Here is a 19,614-nt window from a genome sequence, read left to right as displayed (position 1 = left end):
ATACGAAATATATACGCTTCGTATATCCACTCCACCAGGACCGCCCATGGGCATCGTCAACATCGATGACACCCTGCACGACCAGCTGCGCCGTGCCTGTACCGTCTCCAGCCGCTCGATCAACGCCCAGGCCAACTTCTGGATCCGGGTCGGCATGCTGTGCGAGCTGAACCCCACGCTGAGCTTCCAGGACATCGTCGCCAGCGAGCTGCGCGCGGCCGGCGTGCAGCCCCCGTTGCTGCCGCCGGGCCAGGTCTGAGCCAATGGGCATCATCAAGCGCCCCGACGAGATCGCGCTGATGGCCGAATCGGGTCGCCTGCTGGCGCAGGTGTTCGCCGCGCTCGACCAGCTGCCGTTGCAGGGCCGCAGCACGATGGAGATCAACGATTTCGTCGAACGCATGATCGTTGATGAGCTGCAGGCGAGGCCGGCCAGCAAGGGCCAGTACAGCTTCCCGTACGTGCTCAACACCTCGATCGACAACGTTGTCTGCCACGGCGTACCCAGCACCACCGACGTGCTGCGCAACGGCCAGATCGTCAACCTCGACATCACCCTGGAGAAGAACGGCTACATCGCCGACTCCAGCACCACCTATCTGGTCGGTGAGGTCGACTATGCCGCGCGCAGGCTGGTGCAGACCACCTACCAGGCGATGTGGAAAGGCATTGCCGCCGTGCGTCCTGGTGCGCGGCTGGGCGACATCGGCCACGCCATCGCCCGCCACGCGCGCAGCCACGGCTACAGCGTGGTGAAGGAATACTGCGGCCACGGCATCGGCCAGGAGATGCACGAGGAACCGCAGATCCTGCACTACGGCCATCCCAACACCGGCATGGTGCTGGAAGAAGGCATGGTGTTCACCATCGAACCGATGCTCAACCAGGGCAAGCCGGCCATCCGCCAGCAGCCGGACGAATGGCCGGTGTACACCCGCGACGGCAAGCTGTCGGCGCAGTTCGAGCATACGGTGGCGGTCACCCGCACCGGCGTGCGGGTACTGACCCTGCGCCCCGGCGAGACGCCGTTGTGCGCGGTGGATGCCGCCTAGAGTGGCCGTTGCTGCATCCCGGCACCCTCGTGCACGGCGCGCTTCCGTACCGTCAGCGGTTCGCGTACCCGCTGTGCCACATAGCCGACGCTGGCTGCGAGAATGAAGGTGTAACCAAGGAGTTCGGTGGTCTCCTCGATGGTGTTCTTGAACACGCGGATGTACTGGTCACCCAGCAGTCCGGTCCACAACGACGTCATGCCGATCAGACGCGAATAGAACAGCAGCAGAACCAGGCCGATCGTCATCACGGTACCCGGCCGGGATACGAGAAAACGCACCAGCGCCGGCATGGCCCGGCGCCAGTCGCGGCTGGCCCAGGCCAGTGAACCGATGATCAGCACGGCCACCGGGTACTTCCAGAAGCCGTGTGCGATCAGGTCCAGCGCCTCATCCATTTCACGCAGGAGCATGCAGGCGAACAGCGCGGCCGCCAGAACGGCAAAGGCCCGATCATCGGCACGTCGCAATGCAAGCCGGACGAAGGCAGCCACGCTGGCGACCAGGAAGCCTTCCTGGGTCAGTTCGACCAGCGACCACTCGCCGACTGCATTGCCCAGCCAATGGATGTCGAGCCAGGCCAACGCAGGCGGAAGCGCCATCATCAGGCCGAACAGGAAGGTGCGCCCCAGGTGGGACAGGAGCAGCTGTAGATTGTCTTTCATGCAACACCGATGCCGCGCCGTGGCGGTCGTACAACGAGAACACAGGCAACCGGGGGGCTGCCGAACGACGGCATGCGCGGCGGGGTCGCGACCAGGCGCGCATTATCCGCGCTGTATCCGGCCACGTGAACCGTACCGGTGGAACACATACGCAACACCGGCGTACGTCACGCACTCATGGCGATAAAGGACGCAGCAGCAACAACGTCGCCAGGCAGAACATGAAGATCGCCACGCCTGCATCCAGCACACGCCAGGCGCCCGGCCTGCGGAACACCGGCTGCAACAGGCGCGCCATAGCCCAGCGTGCAGAACCAGACCACACTGGCAATGCAGGCACCGGCGGCGAAGGCCCAGCGCAGATCGCCCGGGTAACGCGTGGACAGACTGCCCAGCAGCACCACGGTATCCAGATAGACGTGCGGGTTGAGCAGGGTGAAGGCCAGGCAGGTCAGCAGTACCTGCCGTCCGCTGCCGCCCTGCGCCTCGGCGGCGGCCAGCGCACTGCCACCGCGCCGTGCGCGCAGCCCCGCCTGCAGGCCATACCAGAGCAGGAAGCCCGCACCACCGAAGCGCAGCACCTGCAGCAGCAGGGGCCACTGCAGCACCAGCGCGCCCATGCCGCCGACGCCGGCCAGGATCAGCACGATGTCCGCGCCGGCACAGGCCAGCACCACCCTGCCCACATGGCGCTGCTGCAGGCCCTGGCGCAGCACGAAGGCGTTCTGCGCACCGATGGCGATGATCAGGCCGGCACCTGCGAACAGGCCGGCGGCGGTAGCGGCGATCCACATCAGGACAGACCAGGCAGCGAGAGGACGCGCAGGGTGCGGCCGCTGACCCTGTTTAGACAATCTGATTTTTCTTTATCCTGTGCAGGAAAACTGAAGAGGCACCGGCATGGATCTGGTACATCCGCAACTGGCCGCGTTTGCTGCGGTGCTGGAAGAAGGCAGCTTCGACGCCGCGGCACGCCGCCTGTCGATCAGCCCGTCGGCCCTGTCGCAACGGATCAAGGCGCTGGAGGACAGGCTCGGCCAGGTACTGGTGGTACGTCAGGCACCGTGCCGGCCCACCGCCGCAGGCGAAGCGCTGCTGCGCCGGGTCCGGCCGATGCAGGCGCTGGAGGCCGAGGCATTGGCCGAACTGCTGCCCGAACGCGGCAGCGATGCCGCGCGCACGCCGATCCCGTTGGCGGTCAACGATGACTCGCTCGATACCTGGTTCGTGCCGGCCATCGCCGAACTGCACCAGCGCCATGGCTACCTGTTCGACCTGCGCATGGATGACCAGGACCATACCCTGCAGCTGCTGCGCGATGGCAGCGTGCTCGGCGCGGTCACTGCCGAAAGCCAACCGGTGAAGGGCTGCAACGTGCATCCGCTCGGCGCCATGCGTTACCACGCCATCGCCTCGCCCGGCTTCGCCCGCCAGTACTTCCGCGACGGCATGCAGGCCACGGCCCTGGCGCGCACCGATGCTGGTGTTCAACCGCAAGGATGAACTGCAGTGGCGCTTCGTGCGGCGCCTGACCCGCGCCCGCCTGCAGCCACCGCTACACTACCTGCCCTCCTCCACCGGTTTCGTCGAAGCCGCTGCGTGCGGACTCGGCTGGGGCATGGCCCCGGAAACCCTGGTCGCGCCCGCCGTGCGCGCCGGCCGCGTGGTGGTACTGGAACCCCGCCGCTGGCTCGATGTGCCGTTGTACTGGCAGCATGCCGCCGTACGCTCAAGCACGCTGCAGCACATCACCCAGGCGCTGCGCACTGCGGCCAGCAGCACCCTACGATGAGGACAATCCAATGACCGCAGACCCGGGCTTCACGCCGCACGCACTACCGTTTGCGCACTTCTTCACCATTGGGACGGCATGGGCGTGATCGGCCGACGTACAAGGATGCACGGCGCGAAGGCCGCGCTGGCGCTGGCAGCCTGCCTGCCACTGGCTGCAGCGGCGCAGACTCTCACCGATGCACCCGCATTGGACTGGGAACAGGCGCGGCAGCGGCTGGAGCAGGTCTCCGACGCACTGGCCGCCGCTGATGCAGCGGTGCGCAACAAGCAGGACCTGCAGGACGCCACCCGCCTGCTGCGCCTGCCGGAGATCACCGGCGAAGTGCGCCGGCTGCAGTTCCAGAAGACCCTCACCCTGCCACTGGGTTCGCTGGCACCGGTGGCCGAGGCCTATGGCATCGACTCGCCGCTGTCGTTCACCGAACGCGACTGGCGTACCCGCCCGGTGGTGACCGCGGTGCTGCCGCTGTACACCGGCGGCGTGATTCCGGCTGCGCAACGTGCGGCCAGCGCCGCCCACGAACAGGCCAGTGCCGAGCGCGAGGCTCAGCGCCAATCGCTGACCGTACAGCTGGCCCAGGCCTATTTCGGCCAGCGCCTGGCCGAGCAGGCGGTAGATGTGCGGCGCGACGTACGCGATGGCCTCAACCGCCACCTGTCCGACGCGGAGAAGCTGGAACGCGAGGGCTTCGCCACCCGCGCCCAGCGCCTGCAGGCCACCGTGGCCCGCGACAAGGCCGAGCGCGAATACCAGAAAACGGTGAACGACCTGGCCACGCTGAAGGCGGCGCTGGCCACGCTGCTGCGCAGTGGTGGCGAGGTGCAGCCGGTGTCGCCGTTGTTCGTGCAGCGCGTGCCGCTGGAACCGGTGGCCAGCTTCGAGCGTACTGCGCAGGCACGCCAGCCGCAGATCGCACGCCTGCGGGCGATGGTGGCACAGGCCGAACAGGGCGTGCGCGTGCAGCAGGCCAAGCTGAAGCCACAGATCTTCGCCTTCGGCCAGTACGACTTCCGCCGCCGTGACGAGATGTTGACCGATCCGGACTGGGCATTCGGCATCGGCCTGAAGTACACCTTCCTGTCGCCGAACTCGCGGCCGGCGCAGATCAGCGCCGCGCGTGCACAGCAGGAACAGGCCGAAGCAGGCCTGCGCGAGGCCGAGAACCAGGTCGCGCTGGGCGTGCGCAAGGCCTGGAACGAGTTGGAAACCGCGCGCCAGCAGTACGTGCTGCTCGACAGCAGCATCGCCCAGGCACAGGAAAACCTGCGCCTGCAGGAGCTGGCGTTCCGCGAAGGCCAGGCGACTTCGCTGGATGTGATCGACGCGCGGCTCGGCCTCGGCGGCGCCCGCGTCGAGCGCGCACAGGCCGCCTACCAATACGATATTGCGCTGGCACAGTTGCTGGAGGTCAGTGGACAGATGGACCGTTTCGAAGAGTTCCGGCGGCGTGCGGACGAGGTGATCGACCATGAGTGATGTGCTGCACGACGATGCAACGACGCCCCCGGCCAAGCGCCGCCTGGGCCCGATCCTGATAGTGGTGCTGCTGGTCGTGGTGGTGCTCGGCCTGTGGCTGGCCTGGCGCAGCCCCGCCGACCAGATCCAGGGCATGGCCGATGCGGACACGATCAACGTGGCCGCCAAGATCACCGCGCGCGTGGCCGAGCTGAAGGTGCGCGAGGGCGACCGCGTGCAGCTCCGGGCAGGTGCTGTTCCTGCTCGACAGCCCCGAAGTGGCCGCCAAGGAACAGCAGGCGCACGGCGCATTGGCCGCCGCGCAGGCGGTGGCCGACAAGGCCGACGAAGGTGCGCGCAGCGAAGACATCCGCGCCGCCGAAGCCAACTGGAAGCGGGCTGAAGCCGGTGCGACGCTGGCTGAAGCGACCTACCAGCGCGTGCAGAACCTGTTCAACGAAGGGGTGATGACCCGGCAGAAGCGCGATGAAGCGCATGCCCAGGCCGCCAGTTCGCGCGAACTGGCGCGTGCCGCCCGCGCGCAGTACGACATGGCCTTGGCCGGCGCACGCGAGCAGGACAAGCGTGCCGCGCAGGGCCAGGTGGAGCAGGCACAGGGCGCGGTGGCCGAGGTCAACGCAGCGCGCGTCGAAGTGGAAGGGCGCGCCGGTGGCCGGCGAGATCAACAAGCGCATGGCCGACCCGGGCGAACTGGTGCCAGCGGGCTATCCGGTGTTCACCCTGGTCGACATCGACCGCATGTGGGTGGCGATGAACCTGCGCGAATCGCAGATGCAGGGCCTGAAGGTCGGCAGCAAGCTGCGGGGCAGCGTGCCGGCGCTTGGCCAGGACGGCGAGTTCGAGGTTTATTTCATCAATCCGGCCGGTGACTATGCGACCTGGCGGACCACCCGCCAGTCGTCCGGCTACGACGTCCGCAGCTTCGAGGTGCGGGTGCGCCCGGTACGCCGCATCGAGGGCTTCCGCCCCGGCATGAGCGTGCTGTTCGCATGGCCCCAGCACTGAGCCCCGACAGCAGCAGCTTCGCCGCCAGCTGGCGGCGTGAGCTGCGGTCGCTGCGCGGCAACCGCGCCGACCTGCTGCTGGTCACCCTGCTGCCGCTGCTGATGCTGGCCGTGATGGCGTGGATGTTCACGCCCTCGGTGATGCGCGACATCCCGATCGCCGTGGTCGACCTCGACCACAGCAGCGACAGCCGCCTGCTGCTGCGCATGCTCGATGCCAGCCCCGGCGTGCGCATCGCCAGCCAGCCTGCGGACATGCAGGACGCACGTTCGCAGCTGCGTCGGCTGGATGTGTTCGCCATCGTGCTGGTGCCGCGCGATGTCACCCGGCAGGCGTTGCGTGGGCGCCAGGGCACGGTGTTCGCCTATTACAACGCCACCTACATGACCACCGGCCAGTCCGCGGCGCGCGATATCGGCGACGCGGTCTCGGCCTGGAACGCACGCCTGCTGCGCGAGCGCATCGGCCTGCAGGTCGGCCCGGGCAAGCTGCGTGCGGCACCGATCGCGGTGCAGTCGGACATCCTGTACAACCCGGCGCGCAGCTACGAGCTGTTCCTGCTGCCGCTGATCTTCCCGGCGGTGTTGTCGCTGGTGCTGGCACTTGCGGTGGCCGGCAGCCTCGGCCGAGAAATCCGCGACGGCACCCTGCCCGCCTGGCTGGGCCGCACGCCGTGGCTGGCGATTGCCGGCAAGGTCGCGCCGTACATCCTGCTGTTCTCGCTGTATGGCGCGCTCGGCATCGGCTACCTGGCCTGGCTGCGCGGTGATGGTGTGGCCGGCAGCGTGCTCCTGCTGCTGCTCGCTCAACCCCTGTTCTATCTGGCCACCGCCGCCTACGCGCTGTTCTTCGTCGGCGTCACCCGCGACATGGGTACCGCACTGTCCGCGGTCGGCCTCAGCATCGGTACTGCACTGGCATTTTCCAGCGCCACCTTCCCGGTGCTGGACGGGCCGCTATTCACCCGCGTCTGGCATCAGCTGCTGCCGCTCAGCGCCTATATCAAGCTGCAGACCCAGCAACAGTTCATCGGTTCGCCGCTGCAGGTTTCGGTATGGCCGCTGGCCACGTTGCTGCTGATGTCAGTGGTGCCTGGCGGCATCGGTGGGCTGCGCCTGATCGCCTTCGCGCGTACGCCCGAAGCCGCGCAAGCGGCGGGGGCCGACGCATGAGCGCACTCTGGCGCAGCCTGCGGCAGACCCTGATGGCGGTGCTGTGCGACCGCTATGCGATCGTAGTGATGGTCGGCGCGGTAATCCTGTACTCGTTCTTCTACCCGGCCGCGTATCGCCACCAGGTGGCCGGCAACCTGCCGGTACTGGTGGTGGATGAAGACCACAGTGCCACCAGCCGCGAGCTGCTGCGGAAGCTCGACGCGTTGCGGGTCGCACGCGTGGTCGGGCAGCCTGCGGACATCGACAGCGCGCCAGCAGCTGGAAGCCGGTCATGCCGAAGGCATCGTGCTGATCCCGGCCAACCTGGAGCGCGACATCCTGCGCGGCCACCCGGCCAAGCTGGTGCTGCTCGGCAACGGCGCCTACCTGGGCCGCGCCAGCTGGGTGCTGGGCAGCGTGGCCGATGCACTGGGTGCGTTCGGACGTGATGCCGTGGTCGGCCAGGCCGCCTTCATGGGCGCACCGCAGGCACCACCGGTCACGCTGGTGCAGCGCCCGCTGTACAACACCCAGGAAGGCTACGGCAGCGCCATCGTGCCCGGCGTGGCCGAGCTGATCGTGCACCAGACCCTGCTGATGGGCATCGGCGTCCTGCTCGGTGGCCGTCGTCTCGCACTCGGCCGGCGCCTGCGCTTCGACCTGCCGACCCTGGCCGGTATGGCACTGGGCTTCGGCCTGATCGGCCTGTTTGGCCTGTTCTATTACGCCGGCTTCACCGCCTGGGTGCAGGACTACCCGCGCGGCGGCAATCCGCTGGGCCAGCTGCTGGGCGGCACCTTGTTCATCGCCGCCACCGTGGCCTTCGGGCTGTTCGTCGGCAGTTTCTTCCGCACCCGCGAACGCGCCTTCCAGTACATCATCGCCACCTCGATCCCGCTGTTCTTCCTGGCCAACCTGTCGTGGCCGGCAGTGATGACGCCACCACCGCTGGTCTGGCTGGCGCAGCTGCTGCCCACCACCTCGGGCATCAACCTGATGGTGCGCCTGAACCAGATGGACGCCCGCCTGGCCGAAGTCAGCCACGAACTGGTCACCCTCACCGCCCTGCTGCTGCTCTACGGCAGCCTCGCCAGCTGGCGCCTCCTCGCAAAAAAGGGGACGGAGGGGATTAAGTCGTAAACGGCAGATTGGGGGATTGCGACTTAATCCCCTCCGTCCCCTTTTTCCGTAACGACGAACGCCGGCGCTGGGCCGGCGTTCGAGTACTGCGGTGTGGAAGGGGAAGCGGGGTCTGGCTGCGATCGATCAGCGGTAGACGCGTTCGCAGCGGCGTTCCACCACGCGGTCGCCGTTCTTCTGCTGGCTGTTGCCCTGGATCTGGCGACCGGCTGCACCACCTGCAACGGCGCCTGCCACGGTGGCCAGCTTCTTGCCGTTGCCGCCGCCTACCTGGTTGCCGAGCAGGCCACCGATCACGGCGCCGGTGGCGGTACCCGTGATGCGGTTCGGATCGCGCGAGTTGCGCTGCACTTCCACGTTCTTGCAGACCACGCGGCTGCCGTCGTTGAACTTGCGTCCCTCATCGCGCGGGCCATAGGTCTGCGCGCCGGCCACCGACGAAGCCGCCAGCAGGGTGCCCAGCACAAGCAATCGGGTCGAGGTCTTCATGGCCATCTCCTGAGTTCCGGTATGGCGCCAGTGTCCTCCCGCAGTTGGCAACCGGAAGTGAAATGCGCGTGTCCGCCACTTCATCGGCCATCGCACGTTCAGGAAGAAAATCCGCGCCCATCGCGACCAGCCGTCGCGATGGGCGCCGTCTCCCTGCCGGCCTTGCCCTCTTCTAGAACTCTTCCCAGCCACCCGCATTGGCAGCCAGCGTCGGCTCGATCCGCGGCGACAGCACCGCGGGCCGGCGTACCGGCGCAACCGATGCCGCCACGGCAGCCAGCGCCGGGCGCACCGCGGCGGCGGCGGTCACCGCCCCCGTGCGGAACACCGAAACCGCCTCGGCCAGCAGGTTGGCCTGCTCCTCCATCGAGCGCGCTGCAGCACTGGCTTCTTCGACCAGCGCCGCATTCTGCTGCGTGGTCTCATCCATCTGCACCACCGCCTGGTTGACCTGTTCGATGCCCGAGCTCTGCTCCTGGGAGGCAGCAGAGATATCGGCCATGATGTCGGTCACGCGCTGCACCGAGGCCACGATCTCGCCCATCGTGGTGCCCGCCTGGCGGACCAGCGCCGAGCCGTCGGCGACCTTGCCGACCGAATCCTCGATCAGCCCCTTGATCTCCTTGGCCGCACCCGCCGAGCGCTGCGCCAGCGTACGCACTTCGCTGGCCACCACTGCAAAGCCCCTGCCCTGCTCGCCGGCACGCGCAGCTTCGACCGCCGCGTTCAGCGCGAGGATATTGGTCTGGAAGGCGATGCCATCGATGACGCTGATGATCTCGGCGATCTTCTTCGACGATGCCTCGATGGCCGACATCGTGGTGACCACCTGGCCCACCACTTCACCGCCCTGGGAAGCAACACCATGCGCGCCGATGGCCAATTGGTTGGCCTGCCGTGCATGCTCGGCATTCTGCTTCACGGTGGAGGTCAGTTCCTCCATCGATGCTGCCGTTTCTTCCAGGTTCGCCGCCTGCTGTTCGGTACGCCGCGACAGGTCGGTGTTGCCCGAAGCAATTTCACCTGCGGCCAGATTGATGCTGGAGGCGCTGGACTGGATGCGGCCGACGATCTGCTTGAGCTGGTCGACGGTGGCATTGCAGTCATCACGCATGCGCGCGAACACGCCATGGAAATCACCCTGCATGCGCACGGTCAGGTCGCCGCGCGAGATGGCCTGCAGCAGGGTCGAGACCTGCACCAGGTTCTCGTCGGTGGTCTGCATCAGGCGGTTGAGCCCGGCCACCATGTCGCGGAAATCATAGGCGAAGCGATCTTCGTCGCCGCGCAGGCTGAAGTCGCCTGCCGCAGCCGCTGTCGCCAACCGACGGATCTCGCTGTTGATCGCCGACAGGCTGGACTTGGTTTCGTCCATCGCCTGGGTGATCGCCGCCTTCTCGCCGGGCAGCGGGTCCATGTCCACCGACAGATCGCCGCGTGCGTAGTGTTTCATCACCTCGATCAGCCGGTTCTGTACCTGCACGTGCGATCCAACCAGCGCATTGGTCTCATGCACCATGCGCCCGTAGTCACCGGGGAACGCGCTCTCGTCCATGCGGTAGCTGAGGCTGCCGGCATCGTGCTGGCGGGCCAGCTCCGCCTGTGCCGCCATCACCGACTGCAGCTGTGCCTGCATGCGCTGCATCGACTTCAGCAGCTGGGTCACCTCGTCGTTGCCGGTGGCGTCGATGCTGCTGTCCAGGCGGCCACTGGCGATGCCGTCGGCCAGCTTCACCGCTCCTTCCAGCGGGCGGGTCAGGCTGCGGGTGATCGCCCAGGCCGCCAACGTCCCCAGCAACAGGCTCAGTGCCCCGAACGCGATCGACAGCGTGCCGGTCCACGATTCGGTTGCGCGGTACTCTTCGCGGCTGCGTTCGGTCAGTGTTTCCTGGTGGCGCAGCAGGGCCGAAATGGATTCATTCCAGGCCGTTGCCAATCCGTGCTCGGCCAGCAGCTCCTTCGCTGCACCATCGAAATCCCCCGCCTTCATGCGCTCATGCAATTGCTGGGTTGATGCATCGGTGGCCTTGCGAGCCGCCTCGATGCGCGCGACCAGGGTATCGCCGGTAGCGTCACGCGGAATCTTGATGTACTTGGCCCAGATACCGTCATAGGTCCGCGACAACTCCTGGGCACGCTGGTAATCCTTGTCGAACTCGTCACCCCGCTTGATCACCATCAGGCGACGATGCATCAGCACCGCGTTGTTGGTATCAAGCATGTCATTCAACAGGCGCATCTTCACCATGTTGACGTCCACCACTTTCTCGAACTGGGCGGATTTCAGCTGATTCCCATACAGCACCAGACCGACGATGGCCATGATGAACAGCAGCAGCAGACCGAAGCCGGCGCCAAGCCGGGATCCCACACGGAGATTACGTAAGGCAAGCATCTCAATTCCCTTGATCGTGGCCGTACGTTCGATGGCGGCGCAGCGGAGGGAAACTTTACGGGACTTTATATATGGACCGATCCAAATATATGGAACTGTGCAGGCAGTCAGAAAATGCGGCGACCGATAATGGCGCCATATCCTTATCGAATACCGCTGCCACGCCAGCGCCCGATGAAAATCACGCAGGATTAACACCATAATAACGCCACCCCATCCAGGGCGGTCCGGATTATCTGCGCCGGACACAACCGTCGCCCAGGAGCGCTACAGTCTGCAGATGACACGGATCCTGCACATCGAAGGCGCGTCCATCAACGACATCGCCAGCCTCTACGTGGAAATCAATCGTGTATTCATGGCCGACGAAGACTGGCGGCTGGGCGCAAGCCTGGACGCGCTTGATGACCTGCTGCACGGGGGCTACGGCGCTCGCCGGTCATGCCACCGCCACGGTGGTGTGGCGCGACATCGCCCACAGCCGCGAGGCACTGGGCCGCGAGACCACACGCGCCTGGCTGCAGTCGAAACTCGATCAGGGCGGCAGGTTCAACGGTCCGGCCATCCACGCTCAGTTGACGGCACTGTCACTTGGCCAGGGACAGACCTACTTCGAGATCGTCATGGAGATCTTCGGCAGCCATCCGCAGATCACCCTGGTGCCAGGCTGAGCACTCTGCAGCAACCAGCCGCATCAACTCAAAGCTTGGCCAGGGCCTCGCCCAGCCGGCGTGGGAACGCCACTTCGCTGGCCAGGTGCCATGCGCGTGCATTGGCGCCCAGCCGGCTCCACTCGGCCTCATCCATCGCCAGCGCACGCTCGACGGCCTGTTCCAGCGCCTTCTCATCCACATGCCAGGTCCTGGACAGATGGCAGGGCTCGCCCTCGTGCGCGGCAACCAGGATGCCGCGGCTGTCGTCGATCATCTGGTTCATCGGCGCGCCGTCGCAGGTGATCACCACCGCCCCGCAGCTCATCGCTTCCACCAGGTAATGGCCCCAGCCTTCGGTCTGCGACAGGCACAGGTGGAACGCATGTTCGTTCTGCAGGCGCTGCACCTCCTGGTCGGGCAGGCGCTCGCGGACGATCCGCAGGTTCGCGGCCCCGCCCTCATCTTCGTCCGAAGGGCCGCCGCGCAGGATGGTCAGCAAGGGCCACTCTGGGTGCCGCTTCCAGACATTGACGAGTGCAGCCGTCCCCTTCATGCGACTGGTACCAGCTGCATGCAGGAAGCTGCGCGGTCTGCGCGGCACCGCCGGGTCGTAGCGGTCACGGCTGCAGAAACCGACTTCCAGCGCGCATGCCCAGCGCATTGAAGATGCGCGTGGCGTCTTCGGTCTTGGTCAACAACGCATCGAACCGCGGCAGGATCCGCAGGCTGCGTGCGGACACCCATTCCGGATTCGGAATCAACAGATTGACCTCGGCCAGTCCGAAGCTTGCCGGCCGGACATGCTCCAGCGAGATGTTGATGTCGAACCGGGCCGGCGTGCGCCCCAGGCTCAGCCACGAGGCCAGCAGCCTGCGCAGGCGCATCCCGCGGAGCTTCCAGGCCCCCCCATTGCGCACCGCGTCCAGACGGCTGACCGTCACCGTGTGCCCGAGCTGCTGCAACGAGCGCTCGATCACCTGGATGTCATGGGACAGGCCACGCTGGTTGTCGGCGGCCAGCAGGTGGATATGCGCCATCAGGAGGGACTCCCTGGCCGGCGCAGGTCGCGCGCAGGCAAGGCGGTCGCCAGCATGAAGCCCAGCACCAGGTAGAAATAGAACGAATGCGGCATCGCCCGGTAGAACACGTTGTCCGTGAACGCCGACAGCGCATAGACGATGACCACGGCAAGTCCGGCGGTGGCGATCATCGCGGTGATGTCGTCGGCGTGGCCGAGACGTCGCACGAAATGAATGCCGGGCAGGATGAAGACCAGCAGCATGATCAGCAGCAACGGCACGCCACCGGTCACCGCCGCTTCCAGGTACTCGTTGTGCGGGTGGTTGTAGCGGAAGATCGACTCGGACACCTCGCCGCGGGCGATGCCCTCACGTGCATAGGTACCGAACTGGTTCAGGCCCACCCCTGCCACGGGATGCTCGGCGAAGGCGTCGACCGCCACGCCCCACATAGCGATGCGCTCACGGACCGAGCCGACCTCGTTTTCCTGGTTGAAACCGGAGATCTCGCCACTGACCTCACCGAAGCGCTGGATCACCTCATGGTTCAGCACCGAGGTGGCACCGACCACGCCAATGACCAGGGCACCGACGAAGGCCAGTGCCCCCCGCCAGCGCCGGGTGCGCCGGACGTGCACCGCAATCACCATCAGCATGGCGGGAATGAACGCCAGGATCGGCCCGCGGCTCTGCGCCAGGATCGAACCGTAGACGCCAACGGCGATGGCCACGCCGTGCAGCCAGCGTTCGGCCGGATGCACATTGGGCTGGATCAACCGGATGACCGAGAACAACGCCATGCACAGCGTCACCATGGTGAACTCGATCGCCGTCCATTCGCCGCCACTGAAACCGTGCGCGCTGTTCAAGGCCCATCACGTGGTGCTGCACGATGCACGACCCGCCGAAGACCAGGGTGGACACGGCGAAGATCTTCCAGATCAGGCGCCAGTCCAGCGCAGTGGCGAACACGGCAGCGGTACCCAGGTAGAGCAGTGTCTGCGCCGGCAGATCCAGCTCGTTCCAGCGCAGCCCGTGCCAGAGGATGCTGTAGAAGGCATAGGCCAGGCGCAGGAAGCAGACGATCACGATGAACCGGGCGATGCGGTAGCGCAGGCGGACATCGGGCTGGCGGCGGATCAGAACCACGCCGGTGACCAGCAGGGCCAGCAGCAGCACCGCCTTCAGCAAGGTGTAGGGTGCGGAGCCGGCAAGCGGAACGATGGCGACCAGGATGCTCAGCAGGACGGTACGCCAGGTGTAACGAGGTTCGGCGGCCATGCAGGCTGCAGTCATGCTTGTTCTTTCCATCAACGCCCGCCCGGGGGATAAGTCGCCCCGGTTTCCATGGAGGCCGCTTGGCGGAAATCGCCGGGGCTGACACTACCGTGGGCCCCTGGGGAAATCAACCAAAGTGCCGGCGCAGGGGCGCAGGCGTTGGCACACGGACAGCCCCCGGGCCCAGCACGGGTGCCGCGGATCATCGACCTCCCCAGGTCGCTACACTAATGGCCTCTCCGGCCATGCCTGCGCGTGGCCACGCCCCGACGCCCTGCCAAGACGCGAAACGCCCCAAGTGACTGATACAAAAGACAACACCAGCAACGCCAAGGCGTCCAAGGAACACACCCCGCTGATGAAGCAGTTCTTCGCGGCCAAGTCCGATTACCCGGACCTGCTGCTGTTCTTCCGCATGGGTGACTTCTACGAACTGTTCTATGACGACGCCCGCAAGGCGGCGCGCCTGCTCGACATCACCCTGACCCAGCGCGGCAGCTCCGGCGGCGCACCGATCCCGATGGCCGGCGTGCCGGTACATGCCTATGAAGGCTACCTGGCACGGCTGGTGGCGCTGGGCGAGTCGGTGGCGATCTGCGAGCAGATCGGCGACCCGGCGCTGGCCAAGGGCCTGGTCGAGCGCAAGGTGGTGCGCATCGTCACCCCCGGCACGGTCACCGACGAGGCGCTGCTGGATGAACGCCGCGACACCCTGCTGATGGCCCTGTCGCGCAGCAAGCAGGGCTACGGCCTGGCCTGGGCCGACCTGGCCGGCGGCCGCTTCCTGGTCAACGAGGTGGAAACCGACGACGCGCTGGAAGCCGAACTGGCACGGCTGGAACCGGCCGAGCTGCTGGTGCCCGATGAAGAGAACTGGCCGGAGTTCCTGCGCCAGCGCACCGGCGTACGTCGCCGCGCGCCGTGGCTGTTCGATGCCGACAGCGGCCGCCGCCAGCTGCTGAATTTCTTCAAGCTGCATGACCTGAGCGGCTTCGGCATCGACGACAAGCCGCGCGCCACCGCTGCGGCCGGTGCCCTGCTTGGCTATGTCGAGGAAACCCAGAAGCAGCGCCTGCCGCACCTGACCTCGATCGCGATGGAAACCGCCGGCGAGGCGATCGCGATGAACGCCGCTACCCGCCGCCATCTGGAACTGGATACGCGTGTTGATGGCGACACCCGCAATACGCTGCTGGGTGTGCTCGACAGCACGGTGACGCCGATGGGCGGGCGCCTGCTGCGGCGCTGGCTGCACCGCCCGCTGCGCCTGCGCGAGGTGCTCGTACAGCGCCACCATGCGGTGGAAACCCTGATCGATCGCGGCAGCGATGCGGACATCCGCGAGCAGTTCCGCCGCCTCGGTGACCTGGAACGCATCCTCACCCGTGTCGCGCTGCGTTCGGCGCGGCCGCGCGATTTCTCCACCCTGCGCGACGGCCTGGGCCTGCTGCCGGCGGTGCGCGAGGTGCTGGCACCACTGGATTCGCCGCGCCTGCAGACGCTGCATGCGGCGCTGGGCGAACACGACGAGTGCGCGCAGCTGCTGGCCAGCGCCATCGCCGAAATGCCGCCGCTGAAACTGAGCGACGGCGGCGTGCTCGCCGATGGCTTCGATGAAGAGCTGGACGAGCTGCGCCGCCTGTCCACCCATGCCGACCAGTTCCTGGTCGACCTGGAACTGCGCGAGCGCGAGAGCAGCGGCATTCCCACCCTGAAGGTGGGCTACAACCGCGTGCACGGCTACTACATCGAAATCAGCAAGGGCCAGTCCGACCGTGCGCCGGTGCACTACACCCGCCGCCAGACGCTGACCAATGCCGAGCGCTACATCACCGAAGAACTGAAGGCGTTCGAGGACAAGGTGCTGTCCGCGCGTGACCGCTCGCTGTCGCGCGAGAAATACCTGTACGAGCAGCTGCTGGATACCCTTGGCACGCAGCTGGAACCGCTGAAGCAGTGCGCCGCTGCGCTGAGCGAACTGGATGTGCTGGCCGCCTTCGCCGAACGCGCGCAGGCGCTGGACTGGGCGCGCCCGGAGCTGCAGGCAGAGCCGTGCCTGAAGATCGAGCGCGGCCGCCACCCGGTGGTCGAGGCGGTACGCGAGCAGCCGTTCGAACCCAATGATCTGGACCTGCATCCGGACCGCCGCATGCTGGTCATCACCGGCCCGAACATGGGCGGCAAATCGACCTATATGCGGCAGAACGCGCTGATCGTGCTGCTGGCCCACATTGGCAGCTTCGTGCCGGCCAGCCGTGCGCTGATCGGCCCGATCGACCGCATCCTCACCCGCATCGGCGCCGGCGATGACCTCGCGCGCGGGCAGTCGACCTTCATGGTCGAAATGGCCGAGACCAGCTACATCCTGCACCACGCCACCGCGCATTCGCTGGTGCTGATGGATGAGATCGGCCGTGGCACCTCCACCTACGACGGCCTGGCACTGGCCGATGCAGTGGCCCGCCACCTGGCCTACCAGAACCGCTGCTACACGCTGTTTGCCACCCACTACTTCGAGCTGACCGCGCTGGCCGACGAGCAGCACGAGGGCGGCCGCAGCGGCATCGCCAACGTGCATCTGGATGCCGTCGAGCACGGCGAAGCGCTGGTGTTCATGCACGCAGTGAAGGACGGCCCCGCCAACCGCAGCTTCGGCCTGCAGGTGGCCGCACTGGCCGGCCTGCCGCGCGCCACCGTGGCGCAGGCGCGTCGTCGCCTGGCCGAGCTGGAGCAACGTGGCGGTGAAAGCCATGCCGCCGAACTGGCGCCGCAGGCGCTGGATGCACCACAGCAGTTCGGGCTGTTCGCAGCACCGTCGAACAAGGCCCAGGAAGCGCTGGCCGCCATCGACCCGGACGAGCTGACCCCGAAGCAGGCGCTGGAAGCCCTGTACCGGTTGAAAGCGCTGCTGTAACCGCAGCGCACGCCCAAGGCCTCCCCGCCTACCATGCGGGAGGCCCATCGAAAGGTTCTGCAAATCCGATTCTGAGTTTCAATTGACAGAATCTATCGACCTGAATGGATCATTCGATTATTCATTTCATCTGGCCCTAGCTAAAGTCGAGTGAAGATGTTCCATCCCGTCTTCACCCGCAGGAGCCAGCCATGAGCCAGTCCGATAACAACAGCCCCAAGTGCCCGTATCACACCGCGCCGTCGCCTGCGGAAGGCGCCCAGCAGCAGCGTGAACTGAGCACCACGCCCAAGCAGAAGCATGGCGATGATCCGGTCACGCCGATGACCACGGCCTTCGGCGCGCCGGTGGTGGACAACCAGAACAGCAAGACCGCCGGCCCGCGTGGCCCGCTGCTGATGGAAGACGTCTGGCTGCTGGAAAAGCTGGCCAACCTCAACCGCGAGATCATTCCCGAGCGCCGCATGCACGCGAAGGGCTCGGGCGCGTTCGGCACCTTCACCGTCACCCACGACATCAGCAAGTACACCCGCGCCAAGCTATTCGAGAAGGTCGGCAAGCAGACCGAGATGTTCGCCCGCTTCACCACGGTGGCCGGCGAGCGTGGCGCCGCCGACGCCGAGCGTGACATCCGCGGCTTCGCGCTGAAGTTCTACACCGAAGAAGGCAACTGGGACCTGGTCGGCAACAACACCCCGGTGTTCTTCCTGCGCGACCCGCGCAAGTTCGCCGACCTCAACAAGGCGGTCAAGCGCGACCCGCACACCAACCTGCGCAGCGCGCGCAACAACTGGGACTTCTGGACGCTGCTGCCCGAAGCCCTGCTGCAGGTGACCGTGGTGATGAGCGACCGCGGCATTCCGCGCAGCTTCCGCCACATGCACGGTTTCGGCTCGCACACCTACAGCTTCACCAACGCCGACAGCGAACGCTTCTGGGTGAAGTTCCACTTCGTCAGCCAGCAGGGCATCGAATCGCTGACCGACGCACAGGCGCAGATCCTGGTCGGCCATGACCGCGAAAGCCACGGCCGCGACCTGTTCGCCGCGATCGAGAAGGGCGACTTCCCGAAGTGGAAGCTGTTCATCCAGGTCATGCCGGAGCTGGACGCGGAAACCTACCGCGTGCATCCGTTCGACCTGACCAAGGTGTGGCCGAAGAGCGACTACCCGCTGATCGAAGTGGGCCAGTTCGAACTGAACCGCAACCCGGTCAACTGGTACCAGGACGTGGAGCAGTCGGCGTTCGCACCGAGCAACCTGGTGCCGGGCATCGGCCCGTCGCCAGACAAGATGCTGCAGGCACGCCTGTTCGCCTATTCCGATGCGCAGCGCTACCGCCTGGGCGTGAACCACCACCAGATTCCGGTGAACGCAGCGCGCTGCCCGGTGCACAGCAACCACCGCGATGGTGCGATGCGCGTGGACGGCAACTACGGCGGCCTGCCGCACTACGAGCCGAACAGCTACGGCCAGTGGCAGGAGCAGCCGCAGTACCGCGAGCCGCCGATGAAGATCCGGGGCGACGCCGACTTCTGGAATTTCCGCGAGGACGACACCGACTATTTCAGCCAGCCCGGTGCGCTGTTCCGCAGCTACAACCAGGCACAGAAGGACCGCCTGTTCGCCAACACCGCCCGTGCCCTGGGCGATGCGCCGGACTTCATCAAGCAGCGCCACATCGACAACTGCAGCAAGGCCGACCCGGCCTACGGTGCCGGTGTTGCCGCGGCGCTGAAGGCGCTGGCCAGCCAGCCGTCGGATCCGTTCAAGCCGGCGCAGCCGGAAGCGGACTTCCCCACCGCCACCCCGGGCGCCGAAGACATCGAGCTCTGATCGCCCTGCCCCGTGTACGGCACGCCGCCTCCCCGTGAGGCGGCGTCGCCGTTTTAACGGTCCGCGTCGTACCTTCTGCACGCCCAACCCCAATCAAGGATTCCGCAGATGAGCCTGACCGATGAACTTCTCGCCAAATTGCAGGGCGCCCCGCTGCAGCAGGTGTCGCAGCAGCTCGGCATCAGCGATACCCAGGCTTCCGGCGCGATCAGTGCCGCGCTGCCGGTGCTGATGGGCGCGCTGGGCAACAACGCCTCGCAGCCGCAGGGCGCGCAGGCCCTGCTCGGCGCCTTGCAGAACAACCACAGCGGCCTGGACCTGGGCAGCGTGCTCGGCTCAGTGCTGGGCGGCGGTGGCGGTGGTGCCGCCAGCGACGGCGCCGGCATCCTCGGCCACATCTTCGGCGGCAACCAGCAGAAGGTGGAAACCGGCCTGGCCCAGGCCACCCAGCTCGACAGCGGCCGTACCAGCCAACTGCTGCAGATCCTCGCACCAATCGTCATGGCCTTCCTCGCCCAGCGCCTCGGCGGCGGCCAGGCCGATGCCGGCTCGCTCAGCCAGGCGCTCGGCCAGGAAAAGCAGCAGGTGCAGCAACAGGGCGGTCTTGCCGGTGGCCTGCTCGGCAGCTTGCTGGATCAGGATGGTGATGGTCAGCTGGGCGTGGGCGATCTGCTCAAGCTGGGCGGCAATCTGCTCGGCGGCAAGCGCTGAGGGAAAGCCTGGCCGGACATGGGCCGGCGCTAC

General features: G+C 66.6%; 14 protein-coding genes and 5 pseudogenes. 12 read left to right on the top strand and 7 right to left on the bottom strand.

Features of this window, described 5'->3' with window-relative positions:
- Positions 1-46 precede the first annotated feature (46 nt).
- Both ACZK2V_RS06515 and map read left to right on the top strand, forming a co-directional pair.
- On the top strand, positions 47-259 hold the full coding sequence (locus tag ACZK2V_RS06515; RefSeq protein ID WP_005412680.1) for a ParD-like family protein: 213 nt from the start codon (positions 47-49) through the stop codon (positions 257-259).
- 10 nt (positions 260-269) lie between these two features.
- A complete protein-coding gene (map, locus tag ACZK2V_RS06510) occupies positions 270-1,052 on the top strand; it encodes a type I methionyl aminopeptidase (RefSeq protein ID WP_193391273.1) in 783 nt (260 codons plus the stop codon).
- Here the strand turns inward: map and ACZK2V_RS06505 are convergent.
- Positions 1,049-1,717, bottom strand: coding sequence for a hypothetical protein (locus ACZK2V_RS06505; RefSeq protein ID WP_049424509.1), 669 nt, complete (start codon positions 1,715-1,717; stop codon positions 1,049-1,051). The two genes, map and ACZK2V_RS06505, sit on opposite strands and share 4 nt — an antisense overlap.
- Before the next feature lie 175 nt (positions 1,718-1,892).
- Positions 1,893-2,511: pseudogene (locus tag ACZK2V_RS06500) on the bottom strand (LysE/ArgO family amino acid transporter).
- Positions 2,512-2,617: 106 nt separating this feature from the next.
- On the opposite strand from ACZK2V_RS06500, the pseudogene ACZK2V_RS06495 reads away from it, so the two are divergent.
- From ACZK2V_RS06495 to ACZK2V_RS06475, 5 genes and pseudogenes are all read left to right on the top strand, one after another.
- Positions 2,618-3,509, top strand: a pseudogene (locus ACZK2V_RS06495) (LysR family transcriptional regulator ArgP).
- Between the two features lie 78 nt (positions 3,510-3,587).
- Positions 3,588-4,988, top strand: a complete 1,401-nt coding sequence (locus tag ACZK2V_RS06490) for a TolC family protein (RefSeq protein ID WP_486323027.1) — start codon at positions 3,588-3,590, stop codon at positions 4,986-4,988.
- Positions 4,981-5,993, top strand: a pseudogene (locus ACZK2V_RS06485) (HlyD family secretion protein). Before ACZK2V_RS06490 ends, ACZK2V_RS06485 begins: the two are co-directional and overlap by 8 nt.
- The gene (locus ACZK2V_RS06480; protein ID WP_486323026.1) at positions 5,978-7,165 is read left to right on the top strand and encodes an ABC transporter permease; all 1,188 of its coding nucleotides are present in this window, start codon (positions 5,978-5,980) and stop codon (positions 7,163-7,165) included. The pseudogene ACZK2V_RS06485 and the gene ACZK2V_RS06480 overlap by 16 nt, the downstream one beginning before the upstream one ends.
- Positions 7,162-8,287, top strand: a pseudogene (locus tag ACZK2V_RS06475) (ABC transporter permease). The gene ACZK2V_RS06480 and the pseudogene ACZK2V_RS06475 overlap by 4 nt, the downstream one beginning before the upstream one ends.
- Positions 8,288-8,413: 126 nt before the next feature.
- Here ACZK2V_RS06475 and ACZK2V_RS06470 read toward each other — a convergent pair.
- Positions 8,414-8,782 (bottom strand): glycine zipper 2TM domain-containing protein, encoded by a 369-nt coding sequence (locus ACZK2V_RS06470; RefSeq protein ID WP_032127541.1) that lies wholly within the window; start codon positions 8,780-8,782, stop codon positions 8,414-8,416.
- A 166-nt stretch (positions 8,783-8,948) separates the two neighbouring features.
- Positions 8,949-11,171, bottom strand: a complete 2,223-nt coding sequence (locus ACZK2V_RS06465; RefSeq protein WP_486323025.1) for a methyl-accepting chemotaxis protein — start codon at positions 11,169-11,171, stop codon at positions 8,949-8,951.
- 280 nt (positions 11,172-11,451) lie between these two features.
- Between ACZK2V_RS06465 and ACZK2V_RS06460 the strand changes: the two are divergent.
- Positions 11,452-11,842 (top strand): annotated as a pseudogene (locus ACZK2V_RS06460) (barstar family protein).
- Positions 11,843-11,870: 28 nt separating this feature from the next.
- Here ACZK2V_RS06460 and ACZK2V_RS06455 read toward each other — a convergent pair.
- Genes ACZK2V_RS06455 through ACZK2V_RS06445 form a run of 3 tightly spaced genes read right to left on the bottom strand, consistent with a single transcriptional unit; the run spans position 11,871 to position 13,643 of the window.
- Complete coding sequence (locus ACZK2V_RS06455; RefSeq protein ID WP_486323024.1) at positions 11,871-12,485, bottom strand: glycosyltransferase; 615 nt, start codon at positions 12,483-12,485, stop codon at positions 11,871-11,873.
- Positions 12,442-12,861, bottom strand: coding sequence for a hypothetical protein (locus ACZK2V_RS06450; protein WP_486323023.1), 420 nt, complete (start codon positions 12,859-12,861; stop codon positions 12,442-12,444). Before ACZK2V_RS06450 ends, ACZK2V_RS06455 begins: the two co-directional genes overlap by 44 nt.
- Complete coding sequence (locus tag ACZK2V_RS06445; RefSeq protein ID WP_486323022.1) at positions 12,861-13,643, bottom strand: O-antigen ligase family protein; 783 nt, start codon at positions 13,641-13,643, stop codon at positions 12,861-12,863. The genes ACZK2V_RS06450 and ACZK2V_RS06445 overlap by 1 nt, the downstream gene beginning before the upstream one ends.
- On the opposite strand from ACZK2V_RS06445, the gene ACZK2V_RS06440 reads away from it, so the two are divergent.
- The 4 genes from ACZK2V_RS06440 to ACZK2V_RS06425 all read left to right on the top strand — a co-directional run bounded on the left by ACZK2V_RS06440 (position 13,624) and on the right by ACZK2V_RS06425 (position 19,581).
- Entirely contained in the window at positions 13,624-14,175 is a 552-nt protein-coding gene (locus ACZK2V_RS06440) for a hypothetical protein (RefSeq protein WP_486323021.1), read from the top strand. The genes ACZK2V_RS06445 and ACZK2V_RS06440 overlap by 20 nt on opposite strands.
- Positions 14,176-14,479: 304 nt before the next feature.
- The gene (gene mutS, locus ACZK2V_RS06435) at positions 14,480-17,035 is read left to right on the top strand and encodes a DNA mismatch repair protein MutS (RefSeq protein WP_049424489.1); all 2,556 of its coding nucleotides are present in this window, start codon (positions 14,480-14,482) and stop codon (positions 17,033-17,035) included.
- A 191-nt stretch (positions 17,036-17,226) separates the two neighbouring features.
- Positions 17,227-18,870, top strand: coding sequence for a catalase (locus ACZK2V_RS06430; protein WP_107432627.1), 1,644 nt, complete (start codon positions 17,227-17,229; stop codon positions 18,868-18,870).
- 108 nt (positions 18,871-18,978) lie between these two features.
- Positions 18,979-19,581, top strand: a complete 603-nt coding sequence (locus ACZK2V_RS06425) for a DUF937 domain-containing protein (protein ID WP_189720737.1) — start codon at positions 18,979-18,981, stop codon at positions 19,579-19,581.
- The last annotated feature ends 33 nt before the right edge of the window (positions 19,582-19,614 follow it).

It is taken from the genome of Stenotrophomonas sp. 93052_Sma (genome assembly GCF_056481145.1).
This window is presented reverse-complemented; position numbering and strand designations above follow the sequence as displayed.

What these genes read in the sequence shown, in the direction of transcription:
- ACZK2V_RS06425 (WP_189720737.1), top strand. Translation starts at nt 18,979, where the DNA reads ATGAGCCTGACCGATGAACTTCTCGCCAAATTGCAGGGCGCCCCGCTG.
- ACZK2V_RS06465 (WP_486323025.1), bottom strand. Translation starts at nt 11,171, where the DNA reads ATGCTTGCCTTACGTAATCTCCGTGTGGGATCCCGGCTTGGCGCCGGC.
- ACZK2V_RS06455 (WP_486323024.1), bottom strand. Translation starts at nt 12,485, where the DNA reads ATGCGCTGGGCATGCGCGCTGGAAGTCGGTTTCTGCAGCCGTGACCGC.
- ACZK2V_RS06445 (WP_486323022.1), bottom strand. Translation starts at nt 13,643, where the DNA reads ATGGCGTTGTTCTCGGTCATCCGGTTGATCCAGCCCAATGTGCATCCG.
- ACZK2V_RS06480 (WP_486323026.1), top strand. Translation starts at nt 5,978, where the DNA reads ATGGCCCCAGCACTGAGCCCCGACAGCAGCAGCTTCGCCGCCAGCTGG.
- ACZK2V_RS06470 (WP_032127541.1), bottom strand. Translation starts at nt 8,782, where the DNA reads ATGGCCATGAAGACCTCGACCCGATTGCTTGTGCTGGGCACCCTGCTG.
- ACZK2V_RS06430 (WP_107432627.1), top strand. Translation starts at nt 17,227, where the DNA reads ATGAGCCAGTCCGATAACAACAGCCCCAAGTGCCCGTATCACACCGCG.
- ACZK2V_RS06440 (WP_486323021.1), top strand. Translation starts at nt 13,624, where the DNA reads ATGACCGAGAACAACGCCATGCACAGCGTCACCATGGTGAACTCGATC.
- ACZK2V_RS06450 (WP_486323023.1), bottom strand. Translation starts at nt 12,861, where the DNA reads ATGGCGCATATCCACCTGCTGGCCGCCGACAACCAGCGTGGCCTGTCC.
- ACZK2V_RS06515 (WP_005412680.1), top strand. Translation starts at nt 47, where the DNA reads ATGGGCATCGTCAACATCGATGACACCCTGCACGACCAGCTGCGCCGT.
- mutS (WP_049424489.1), top strand. Translation starts at nt 14,480, where the DNA reads ATGAAGCAGTTCTTCGCGGCCAAGTCCGATTACCCGGACCTGCTGCTG.
- ACZK2V_RS06505 (WP_049424509.1), bottom strand. Translation starts at nt 1,717, where the DNA reads ATGAAAGACAATCTACAGCTGCTCCTGTCCCACCTGGGGCGCACCTTC.
- ACZK2V_RS06490 (WP_486323027.1), top strand. Translation starts at nt 3,588, where the DNA reads ATGGGCGTGATCGGCCGACGTACAAGGATGCACGGCGCGAAGGCCGCG.